An 11,710-nucleotide genomic window follows, 5' to 3' on the forward strand; every position below is an offset into this window, starting at 1 on the left:
TATCACGGTATAAATCCAGGGATGGGGTGGCCGCTTGCAGTGTCCGCTGCGCTCATGCGTGGTAAGGCACGTCAGTTGCCAATTGCGTTAGGCGTGTTAGGTTTGGGGCATCTATTCGCAATGATGGCTATTCTATTGCCATTCTCATTCTTAACTATTCTTGTTGAAAATCAAGCCGCTGTACAATTAGGTGCTTCTGTACTCGTTATCTCGATGGGGCTCTACTTACTGTGGAATCGCCGTCACCCCAAATTCCTCGCACGTGTTCACCCAGCCCGCTTGGCGCTATGGTCATTCTTAGCCGCTATGGCTCATGGTGCTGGGTTGATGCTTGTACCTATCTACCTCGGCATTAGCGATAAAGCTGTGGCTGGCACTAGCCATGATCATGGTAACCATATGATGGCTGATAATATTGCCACCGCAATAGGTGTAGCAGTTGTACATGCCCTTGCGATGCTGGCAGCTGCGGCGATTATCGCAACAATCATATATTTTTGGCTGGGTTTAAAGTTTCTGTCCAAGACCTGGTTCAACCTTGACGTTGTCTGGGCCCTGAGCCTTGTGATTGTTGGAGCTGTAGGTATTTACAACACCATCTAAAAAGGGGGTCAGCCGAAATGCATGACGTTGAATGTGTTTACCCTGTTAACTGATCCACACATTCCCACACAAAACTTGAAGTTCGTTCTAACCAAATACACAAAACGGGTATGTAAAAATCGTAAAGGACCATGCTGTGCCGCATTTTGCTGGGGTAGGTTTCCCTCTACGGTGCCTGTTGGCTGCCCACCCCTGCGCGATGGGTAAGGTGCTCGGTATCGTTTACCGGGCGATCTCGACTTACCTGCTCCACAGGGCCGGACTAAAACTCAATGACGGCGCCACTGGTGCGGTGAGGTTGATACAACGCTTCGGATCAGCCCTCGACCTCAATATTTACTTCCACAGTAGGTCGCTGCCCTAGAACGACAGGGGCTACTGGAGCAGGATAGCGAGAGCGCCTGGCTGGAACTCGAACCCCGCAGACCACACCGATGCCCTGCCGCACCTGGCACCGCCAACCAGAGCGTCACCTGCCATTCTGCCTCTTTTCGCTGGGGCGAATCCACAAACACAACGCTCAATCAGCAAGGACGCTACTGAAAACCTCATGGCTTGGACTGCTGCGTGTTCTAGTTAAAGAATGAACGAATATGAATTGCCTCCTCACTGATGCGAGTACAGTTGCGGGACAATAAGTAAACTTTTCGCGTTGTGTGGGGGTCACCGACCAAGACGAACCAGACAATCTGGCCGACACACCCCGCTTATATTTCTCATACTCATCCAACGAAAGTTGCGTCTTATAAATCTAGACCCTATTAGGTTTTAGCGTTCGCGGGGGAAACAGACTGGATTGTAGCGGCTTTGTATTGGCTCACCGGCACCGACGTCGGGCATGAACTTGCGCCAATCGCCTGAGATCATGGTGGGAGCGGGAATAACACAGGCACCTTCCTCGAAATAGGTGGTTGCCAGGACCATGCGAGATTCTGTGGTGTTGTTAGGTCCCGCCGTGTGAAAGGACTGGGAATGGTGAAAGCTGATCTCACCTAAGCCGAACGGGCCGTTATCCACATCGACGCCTTGCTCTGCAAAAATATTGCTGACGGTGCGGTCGTAACTCATATCGAACCTGCTGCTCTGCACCGATTCAACCAGTCGGTAGGTCTCCATTCCGACGGCGAACGCGAGTGGACCCATGTTTCCGGGTATTGCCTGCAGCGGAATCCACGCAGTACAGACATTATTGCTTGCGATAGGAAAGTGTTCTTTGTCAAAGTGCCAGGGCGTGCGCCCACAGCCGGGTTCCTTGGCCAGCGCATTGTCATGGTAAAGCCTGACGCTCTGGACACCCATCAGCGCAGCCGCAATCTTTGCGATGCGCGGGCTGAGGACGAACTGCCTAAATATGTCGTTCGTCAGCCACATCATCTCACCACTGCGGAAGTCCAGCTTTGGATTCTCGCCAAGGTCGGCAAGTAGCGTCATCTCCATCTCCTGCCGCAACAGCGCAAGCGCACCGGGCGAGAGAACCTGCTTTAGTTTCACATACCCATCGCGATTGAATTGCTTAATCGCGAGGGGGTCAAGTTCGTAGGAGGCGTTAAGCTCAGCCTGCAGATCAGCCAGGCTTGGTAAGGGGCCGACATCTTTAGGTGCCTGAGTCTGTTCAATGGAGTGATCAGATGCGAAGACGATTTCGTTGTCCGCACTGGCCATATACTCATTCCACCATTGCTGATTGTCGTGCTCCCATTCACCTGAAACTTCTTGCGCGCGATCTTGGGGCTTCAATGTAGGGTCATCTGCCATTTAATCAACTCCTGAAACCTTGGCATCGCGCAGAGTAAGACCGGCTTCGGTGTGAGAAAAAAGAATCATGCCGACGCGCTGTGGAAATCGATAATCTCCCGAGTCCAGATCGTGACACGAGGCGAGATAGCCTGCCAGTGGCTCACGCTGCAACATCTCTTCAAGGCCGAAAGTGTCGTCGAAGGCACAGCGTTGCAGATAAGACTCTAGCAACTCAGGCCGGTCTGCGGGCACTACCGTGGTGTAATCAAGCACGCGGGTTCGTACATGCATGCCAAGGTTTTTCAGAGCCGCTTCCACCTGAGCGCCATCGCTGTAGGGCGTACCATCTCCCTCAGTCATACTTGCGAGATATTCATCATAAAAGCCGACGTAATGACCATCGCGCATTCCCTGCGCGATGAAACCGAAACCGTCTTGCGCAAGCGCGCTGCACATGCGGGCCAGTCCCTGCTCGAGCTCCTCAGTGGGAACGCAGTAGAGAGCGTGCGTAGCCCATGCGATGTCGTACAGGCCTGCTTCTTCGTCCCAATTCTGGAGGGTGCAGCAGAACTCGGACCCAACATGAAACGGAGGAGCCAGGGCTTGCTTGGCCTCACGCAAGGAAAAATCGCTCGGGTCTAGCAGGTCGTAGTTGAGCTTGAAGTTGGCGCTTTTTGACAGATCGGCGACGCCGGGGCTGGCCAGTAGCGCTTGCGGGAACTTTCCGCTGCCGCAAGCAACATCGATCAATCGCCCTCCGATTTTTCGGCTAGCCAAAGATTGGAAAGCGGAGGTCCAGTGATACGCCTCAGCCAGATATCGGTAGTCAACGCGGGCCAATTCGTAAAAGGCCTCCATCTCTTCGCGCCCCGCGTCACTCCAGTGTTCGCAGCTACGCTCAAAGGTATCACTTCGCACGGTCATCATTACTCCTTGGTAGAGGTTCAGCCTAGTGTGGATGCGCGGAGCCCGCGCGGAACAATCGCCCGCTCGGTCCATTCGAATAGCAACTGCACGACGATAGCAAGGCCCGCAGCAGGCACCGCGCCCTCCAGAATAAGGCCAACGTCGTCGAGGCGAATGCCAGCCAGAATCGGTTGGCCATACCCGCCGGCGCCGATCAGGGCGCCGAGAGTGGCCGCACCGATATTGATCACGGCTGCTATTTTTATGCCGCCAAGTATCGATACTGCTGCCAGCGGCGCTTCAACCAGGCGCAAACGGGCGCCGGCGGGCAGTCCCAGCGCCTCGGCGGATTCAAGTAGTTGCGTTGGAATAGTAGTCAAGCCAGTATAAGTGTTTCGCACAATAGGCAGCAGGCTATAAACAAAAAGCGCGATGACTGCTGGACCGGCGCCGATTCCGAAAAGAGGAATCATAAAGACCAGTAATGCCAGCGCCGGGATCGTTTGTGCGACGCCTACGACGCCGAGGATGACCTGGCCGAGACGACGCCATCGCGCAGCTGCAATGCCAAGCGGAACTGCGACCAGTATTGCGGCGAGCAGCGAAACTGCTACCAGTGCGACGTGTTGTTTGGTGTTACGCCAAAAGCGCTCGCTGCGCGTGCTGGACTTGGCGACGACGTCGATCCCGAGATTCTCCCGCAGAAAGTCGGCCGCAACCAGAATCTCTTGCACCCCGTCCAGCTTGACGCGGGAGTTCATTGCGATCATCTGAGTTTCATTGATTAAGCCCTGCATCCGCAGTACGGCCGCAAAAACCTCTGGTTGTTCTTGCTCGAGTTCAGCCCGGTACAGAAGTACCGCCTCGTAGGGTGGGAAGTAGCCAAGATCGTCTTCCAGTGTGCGCAGAGAGTAGTAGGCGATTTCAGCATCGGTCGTGTAAAGCTCTGTCAGGTCGACGTCGCCGGCCGCTAATCCTCGGTACGCTAAATCGTGCTCGACGCCGAGAACATCCTGCTGTGGCAAGTCGTAGTGCAAACGTAAGCCGGGCCAGCCGTCGCCACGCTCCATAAACTCCGTACCGAAACGAAACACAAGTTCCGGGTGCGCGCGCAGGTCTGATACACGGCGGATTTTGAGACTTTCAGCAACAGGCTCGCGCATACCCAGAGCAAAATTGTCGCGAAAACCGAGGGGTTGGCTCATGACGAGGCCTGACTCAGCGAGAAAATCTCGCAGTTCTTTGTTTGAGTCGGGTTTTTTTTGCGCGTAAATTTCGTGCGTTAGCGTACCCGTGTACTCTGCATAGATGTCGATTTCGCCTGATACCAAAGCGTTGAAGACTAAACGCGTGCCGCCAAGGGCCTGACGATGTTCGACAGTGGCCCCGGTAGATGCTGCCATCGCGCGAATGATCTCGCCAAGCACCACGCCCTCTGTGAAGTTCTTTGAACCGACTACAAAGGCGCGTTCGTCGGCAGAAAAACTATTAGCTGCCAGTAAAAGACCGGCTAAAAGGGCGATTGCGATGCGGCGAGTCAACGGGCTATCTCCATGGTTTCGAGCGGTGAGCGCTGTGCCTGAATAAATCGCTGCACAAACTCATCCGCAGGTTCACGCAGTAACTGTTTCATTGTGCCTTGCTGCACGATTTGACCATCGCGCAGAAGGACTACCGTATCCCCGAAGAAAGCGGCCTCGCCCAAATCGTGCGTCACCATCAACACTGTTTTGCCCAGACTTGTAAATATCTCGCGCAGATCGGCCTGAAGGTCACGACGGATCATAGGGTCTAGTGCGCCGAGCGGTTCATCTAGCAGGAGTACTTCGGGGTCTAGCATCAGGGAGCGCATTAAACTCACGCGTTGCTGCTGTCCTCCGGATAGTTGCAGCGGAAATCGATCCAAAGCATCGATCGGGAAGTGTGTGAGTTCGGCCAGTTCGTCAATGCGCGCTGCAATTCGATCATCTGGCCAGCGCAAATGTCGCGCCATCAGCGCTGCATTATCACGCGCAGAGAGGTGTGGGAATAGACCGCCATCCTGGATCACATAGCCCATCCGCTGACGCAACGCAGGGAGACGGCCCCGTTCCAGGAGCTTTCCCCCGAAATGGATACTCCCCTCGTCAGGGGTTTCCAAACCGATAATTAGGCGTAAGATCGTCGACTTCCCGCATCCGGACGGACCGATCAGGACTGTTGTCTGCCCGGACGCAATGGACAAGTCACAACGCTCAAGTGCGCAGACACCTGAGTAGCTCTTGGAAATCTGGTTAAGTTCAAGCATTGAATGGCCGATCACGAAATGGCAGGACGATGCCCGCAAAGTTGAAATAGCGAACTTTCGGTATACATCTAATAGACAGTACCGCAAGATTATAGACAAAGCGAAACCTGATTCGGAGAAAACTGAAAGTCGATATGAATATCACGGATACACGGCAGGAAATGGCACTGCTCAATGACGTCGCACCACTGGAGGGCCATCGCTATGCAGCTTGTCTTCACACCTATGAGGCCGCCAGCAATCAGCGAGAGCTGATTGTAGGATGGCTCACAGACTCTGTAATTCCGCAATTATCCACAGACAATGCTTCGTTTCTTAGTGTTGGATGCGGTGCTGGTGAGCTAGACATAGAGATCCTGGCTGCAGGAAAAGAGCACACTTCGACCATTTCCTATGTGGGGCTTGAGCCGGATTCTCAGCAGTGTGAAAAATTCATATCGCGTATGGAGCTCGCAGGCGATCAAAATGTCCGGGTAGAAGCGCACAATACTAACTTCGAAAAATTTATAGAGCAGCGTCGCTTCGACCTGGTTCTCATGGTGCACTCGCTCTACTATATGGATGACCCCGCACAGGCGATCGAAAACGCACTGAATTTGGTCAATGAGTCTGGCAGACTCGTCATCCTGATTGCTTCGAATGATACCCTGAATGAACTCTCATCCTCGTTCTGGGAAATGGAGAACGGTGCTTCAACGTGGTTCAGTGAGGACCTGAGCAAGCATCTCGAAGAACGCAGCATCCCATTTGAGCGTAAGCGCATCGGGGCAAGGCTCGATATCACGTCGTGTTGCGAGCCCCAATCCGAGCAGGGTGTTCGCATTGCAGACTTTATCGCGCAAGTACCCACCGCAGAATTACCACCTCGCCTGCGACGTATGATTTTCAGTTATCTCGAGGCAACGTCTAATCTCGATGGCGGCATGCGCTGGCTACCGCATAATGTTGACGCTTTTACAATCTAGCGAGGCAAGTGACCGGAGGGCGAAGCAAGGTCCGCACCGGTTTGTAACAGGTGGCCTGCGACCCAGTAGATTTCATTGCGCGGTTAGCTGCTCTGGTATCGAAGCCGAGGGTCAATCTCACGCGATTCCATGGCGTCCTCGCGCCGAACCATCGCCGGCGAGGGCTGATCACACCAGCCAAACGCGGCACAGGTGTGAAGCCTATCGCTAGTAAGGAAGTTCCCTCACCGGCTGAGCGCCATGCCGCCATGAACTGGGCTCAGCGACTCAAGCGAGTACTCAACACACACATCGAAGTCTGCAGCCGCTGCGGTGGATCTGTCAGGGTCATCGCCTGTATCGAAGACCAAGACATCATCGACAGAATCCTCTCTCATCTGCGCGCTCAGGAACAGGGCACCGCCAACCTGCCGCACCTGGCACCGCCAACCGGGGCATCACCAGAGGCATTGCCTCTTTTCGCTGGGGCGAATCCACAAACACAACGCTCAATCAGCAAGGACGCTACTGAAAACCCCATGGCATGGACTGCTGCGTGTTGTAGTTAAAGCATGAACGAATATGAATTGCCTCCCCACTGATGCGAGTACAGTTGCGGGGCAATAAGTAAGCTTTTCACATTGTGTGGGGGTCACCGACCAAGACGGACCAGACAATCTGGTCGACACACCCCGTTTATATTTCTTATGCTCAGAGATATCAATTTAGGCACTTGTATCGGAGTTCATCAAAAGGCCATTATCATCTATATCACTGTCACCCCCTCACCCTCCTTGCCGCCACCAACGAAAGCGATCCAGCCAGCATTATCAACATCCAGAGTGGCATTACCGCTATTGCAGTGGGTCCTGCTGCTGGTAAAAGAACCGTAACCGGATCATCGATTTCGCCCAGCGTGTCATTCGTGTCTAACGGACCATTGTCAACCACGGTATAACTAAGAACCGACCCGTCAATTACCGCTCCAGCTATTGGACCCCAACCGTCTGTTGCGGAGAACTTATAGGCAACGGCACCCTCGGGTTGCGGCTCTCCTAAATCGATCGAAATCATTAACGTTTCGGGTACATCACCCGCACATCCGCGAAGTGAGAAAGAGACTTGCGGCGCTAACGCCCGCATAGCCGTGGGAGGCGGAGCTGTTACCGCTGCTGCAAGCACCTCTGTCAGCGAACACGTCGAATCCACGGCACCGAGTAACGCGGTAACCATGATGCCACCACTGGAATCTTGGGTAAGCGCCGCTGGGAAGGCATCGAAGTTGTTGCCCTTGCCATCCCCATCATAATCTAACCACTCAGAGGGATCATTGGGGAACACATCTGTGTTGTCTCCAACTTCATCTCCATCAGAGTCTATCGACTCTAGTGGATCGTCTGGAAATGCATCGCTGTTGTCGCCAACGCCATCATTATCGCGGTCGGATACCTCGAAGGCACTGACTGGAAACCTGTCGCTGTTATCGCCCACACCGTCATAATCGCTGTCAATACTCTCAAGAGGATCGTACGGGTAGAGGTCAAGTAAATCGTCCACACCATCGCCGTCGGTATCAACGCCAGCGCAGAGACTCTGCACCTGCTCGAGGCCCCAGATATCACCGCCCCGGAAATAGTCATACTGGTCGCCCAGCACTCCGCCAGATGCATCACAGTAGTTGTAGAAAGTGCCACCGGCTTCCCCTTCCTCGTAACCTACAGCGATCGACGTGGCGAAGGTGCCGTAGTTATCGACCCGCCCACTGCCGATCAGCCCCAGTGCGAGCTGCGATGCGCCATCCTCTATATAAGGACCGCCACCGAAGTTAACAGTCCCGTAGTTGAGCACTCGACCTGGCCCCCGGTAGAAAGACAGTCGGTTGACGGTTAACGAGGCGCCGGGCTCAATGATCAATAGGGGATTCCCCACGCCCTCAGGGCAGGGTAGGGTTAATCTAATGTCGGAATCCAAGTCGTATTCTACTTGGTAGCAACCCAGCGCTATGCTATTTAGGTTCCAGTTCAACTCCCCGGGACGAATTCTGAGCTCGCCGGTGACCCGGACATTACCCGTACAGGCCGGCGTGCCAGGCCCCGGATACCAGGTACCACCATAGGTCTCACACAGCCCCTGCTCTTCGGTGGTTACGCAAGGCTCAGGCGTATTAGTGCTGGGGTTTCCGGTCACAGACCCGCTAGGGCAGTTGAAAAACCCACCGTCAGAGTTGTCAATCACGCCAAAGTTAGCGATTTCACCTTCATTAACGAATGCCGCAAGACCTGTCTTTAGGGTCAGGCCCGCTTCAACCACCAGCTTTCGACCGTCTTCAAGCCAAAAGCCATCGGTGGTGCAGGTAGAACTCTCCTCGGCCCAGGTGCCGAGCCACTGGCAGGATGCTGCAAAAGGCGCACCAAGGTATATCACGGAAAACTCAATGGGGTTCGAGCCTGCCAGCGGTCGGATCTGACCGCCTGAACGAAAATTCGGGGCCGAGGCATAAATCACACCCTCGTTTTGCACGTCCGCGAAAAAAGTTCTACCCAACTGGACAATAACTCCAGAAGGCTTGTTGAGTACGTCCGCTTCCGTACCGACTCCCCGCACTATGCCATTGTTCTTAAGTACGCCAAGGTTAGTCACCGTATCGGAGGCAATGAGGGAACCGTTGACGATGATCTCGCCACTACTTCGGTTCTCCAACAAGCCCTTAATGGTTAGATCACCGTTAATGATGATGGTGCCACTATTGTCGATATCGATGTCCTGCCCTATTGAGACATCGCCATTGATCGTGTAAGTCACACCGGGCTCAATGATGAGACGTGTCAAGTTGCCGGATGCGAACGACACAACCTCGGTATCCGTGGTAACGCGCCGGACCCCGTCCAGAACGAGAATGTTCCAACCCCACTCATCCGCGCCCGAAAACTGAGCGCCGGACACCAATAACTCATGCCCGGGCCGGCGTTCTTCCGAGTCACAGTCGTAACAGGGATACAGAAAAAAGTTTAACTTATTCCGCAAGGTGTACCCCTCAGGCCCCGGCTCAATAAACCACCTAGCCTTGTTGTCACTCGCGCTACCTTCGAGCTCTGCGGCAACGCCTAAGGGGAAAGGGGAGAACACGGCCAGAGGCTTGTCCGTTTGCAGCGCACTGAAAGTAAATGTGCCATCTGATTTTTTGCCAACCCGCCACTGGGCTTCCGACCGACTAGGATCAATCACGGAAGCAATCACGTTATCAACGCAATAATCCCCAAAGAAAACAGGGTTAACACAAAAGTAACTGGCCCCCGCACCATCGCGCGCCATAAATGGCCTCACGCCCTCTGGCGACAGTATCCGGTTTGACTGTATGGCCACGATATCGCCGTCACGCAATGCACTGACCCCACCGATCAACTCGAGATCGTCGAACCGGTCGCCACACGGCAGGCTGAGTTGGCACCACGTGAAGCCCCCGTCATCGGCTATGAGGTAATCGCCCCGGTTGACATAATTCGTGGGGCAGGCGCCCAGGGGCCCTCCTAACAAACTACCGAAGTTTGACTGCTTGGGTGTTCCTTCGTAGCAACCGCTCCTGGAACAAAATAGTCTCTCAGGGATCTCATCGATACTGCCGCCGCCGAGCTGCAGTGCATAGGTGAACTCGTAGACGCTGCCCTCTGACGCTGGCCCTACCAAGACCCTCACGTTATCCCCGGTATCAAACACGCCGGGGGGTCGCAGGTCGCCGGTCGCCGTGTCACCCTCCCAGCTTATGTCGAGCTTGCCCAGATTATCATTCGGGCCTTGGTCGTTTTCCCAAAACTGTATAAAACTAGCATCAATGAATGATACCCCGGGAATGTCATTGTCATATAAGTTATGCAGCTTGTCGGAGTTGAAACCACCGTCGTCGTCCTCATCACCGGGGCGATAGGAGCCATAGGTCGCGTTGGGCAAGGGGAGCACTTTCACCCCGCCGATTGAGATGACCAAATCATCCTGACCACGGCGCTCATAAAATATCAGGTCGATGAGATCGTTCAGCGTATCCTCTAAATCAAACAAGCTTGACTGGGCATAGACGTCGACGATAGCCTGAGGTAGCTCATCAAAATCATATTGCGGCCGCCCGTCTGCTGTGGATTGTGCAATCGCAAACACTCGCTGTCCTCCATCAAGGACAAGGTCTGGATTCAGTACGGCTCCGACTCCTTTTGCTGGGTTTTGACCCCAAGCTCGCTCGATGAGGTCTGCTGACCGGGTAAGTGTGGAGAGTAGGGCTCTGCCGTTGGCATCAAAAGCCTTCGCTGTCTGTATAGCCCGCACATCCTTAACTTTGATGCGATCGATGCGACAGGCAGCCTCCGGTGAATCCCACTGTGCATGGGCAACCTGAGGTAGAGCTAAAGAGAAGGCCAAAAATACAAAGACGGAGTAAGCCGTACGGTGTGATCTGCGCATGAGCCGTGATGCCTTAAAGAGTCAGAAAATGTCGTTACCCAGCAACGGATGGGTAAACCTTGGTCTACATACAGTAAAGCAGTATAAAAATTCTTCACGCCAAATGACCTATTGCAGCTTCATGAAAATGGAACAACAAAGAGTTGGCAGACATATTGTGGCCTATCTACTGCTCTGCGGGAAGGGGACATAAGTCCGTATGACTACCGACTAAAGTCTGTATTGATTGGTGCGAAAAGCGGCAAGCGTGGTGTTAATAGAGCTCGGTATCGTGGATAGCAAAAATCTACCATGACAGAAACTGTTGGCGCAGAGTTGCTGGAAGCTGATCTCGATAGAAGGGGCCTCACCGAGCAGATAAAAACCCTGTATGCGCCTCCACCAAATCAAGAAAGGGGTGGCCCGTAAGGGTCGCGCTTTTTTGATTTTGCGGGCAGTGGAATTGGTTCTGCGCCCGAAGGGCGCGGGTGCCACACAGGATGTGTGGCGATCGCGAAGCGCATGGAAGCGCAAGAGCGATCCAGCGAGGTCTGTCGACTGGGTCCACAGGGCTAAAAAAGGCGTAAATCACGAGGTGCTCCACGCCATCAAGAGCCTGATCACGCAGCAGCAGGGCTAGCTCGCTGCGGCCTCACTGGGAGCTGGGCTTCTCATCCGACGATTGCTTGCCGCCGTTAATGGCACGACCAAAGCTCTCCATGATCTCAATGGGAATCGGAAAGACCACCGTTGATGTGTTCTGGTTCCCCATGTCAGCCAGCGTTTGCAGGTAGCGCAGCTGCAT

The 11,710-nt window shown here is 54.1% G+C and carries 7 protein-coding genes and 1 pseudogene; 3 read left to right on the forward strand and 5 right to left on the reverse strand.

The annotated features are described in order from the left end of the window. The coding region (locus ACI9KD_RS15425; RefSeq protein ID WP_414982064.1) for a hypothetical protein at positions 1-603 on the forward strand (603 nt) is incomplete at its 5' end. Between the two features lie 768 nt (positions 604-1,371). Here the strand turns inward: ACI9KD_RS15425 and ACI9KD_RS15430 are convergent. The 4 genes from ACI9KD_RS15430 to ACI9KD_RS15445 are packed head-to-tail and all read right to left on the reverse strand — an operon-like array spanning position 1,372 to position 5,533. Then, the gene (locus ACI9KD_RS15430) at positions 1,372-2,358 is read right to left on the reverse strand and encodes a phytanoyl-CoA dioxygenase family protein (protein ID WP_414982065.1); all 987 of its coding nucleotides are present in this window, start codon (positions 2,356-2,358) and stop codon (positions 1,372-1,374) included. Next, positions 2,359-3,264: a class I SAM-dependent methyltransferase gene (locus tag ACI9KD_RS15435; protein WP_414982066.1), complete on the reverse strand. Its 906-nt coding sequence runs from the start codon at positions 3,262-3,264 to the stop codon at positions 2,359-2,361. It lies immediately after the preceding gene. A gap of 20 nt (positions 3,265-3,284) precedes the next feature. Further along, the gene (locus tag ACI9KD_RS15440; protein WP_414982067.1) at positions 3,285-4,787 is read right to left on the reverse strand and encodes a glycine betaine ABC transporter substrate-binding protein; all 1,503 of its coding nucleotides are present in this window, start codon (positions 4,785-4,787) and stop codon (positions 3,285-3,287) included. Further along, positions 4,784-5,533, reverse strand: coding sequence for an ATP-binding cassette domain-containing protein (locus ACI9KD_RS15445; RefSeq protein WP_414982068.1), 750 nt, complete (start codon positions 5,531-5,533; stop codon positions 4,784-4,786). Before ACI9KD_RS15445 ends, ACI9KD_RS15440 begins: the two co-directional genes overlap by 4 nt. 134 nt (positions 5,534-5,667) lie before the next feature. Between ACI9KD_RS15445 and ACI9KD_RS15450 the strand changes: the two genes are divergently transcribed. Beyond that, the gene (locus ACI9KD_RS15450; protein WP_414982069.1) at positions 5,668-6,498 is read left to right on the forward strand and encodes a class I SAM-dependent methyltransferase; all 831 of its coding nucleotides are present in this window, start codon (positions 5,668-5,670) and stop codon (positions 6,496-6,498) included. 50 nt (positions 6,499-6,548) lie between these two features. After that, positions 6,549-6,926: pseudogene (locus ACI9KD_RS15455) on the forward strand (IS91 family transposase); the annotation flags it as partial. A 328-nt stretch (positions 6,927-7,254) separates the two neighbouring features. Here the strand turns inward: ACI9KD_RS15455 and ACI9KD_RS15460 are convergent. Then, on the reverse strand, positions 7,255-10,926 hold the full coding sequence (locus ACI9KD_RS15460) for a choice-of-anchor U domain-containing protein (protein ID WP_414982070.1): 3,672 nt from the start codon (positions 10,924-10,926) through the stop codon (positions 7,255-7,257). Positions 10,927-11,710: the final 784 nt, after the last annotated feature.

Source organism: Congregibacter sp. (assembly GCF_047617445.1).
Lineage (GTDB): Bacteria > Pseudomonadota > Gammaproteobacteria > Pseudomonadales > Halieaceae > Congregibacter.

Excerpts from the sequence above, each read along its gene's own strand:
- ACI9KD_RS15430 (WP_414982065.1), bottom strand. The coding sequence starts at position 2,358 with ATGGCAGATGACCCTACATTGAAGCCCCAAGATCGCGCGCAAGAAGTT.
- ACI9KD_RS15435 (WP_414982066.1), bottom strand. The coding sequence starts at position 3,264 with ATGACCGTGCGAAGTGATACCTTTGAGCGTAGCTGCGAACACTGGAGT.
- ACI9KD_RS15445 (WP_414982068.1), bottom strand. The coding sequence starts at position 5,533 with ATGCTTGAACTTAACCAGATTTCCAAGAGCTACTCAGGTGTCTGCGCA.
- ACI9KD_RS15450 (WP_414982069.1), top strand. The coding sequence starts at position 5,668 with ATGAATATCACGGATACACGGCAGGAAATGGCACTGCTCAATGACGTC.
- ACI9KD_RS15460 (WP_414982070.1), bottom strand. The coding sequence starts at position 10,926 with ATGCGCAGATCACACCGTACGGCTTACTCCGTCTTTGTATTTTTGGCC.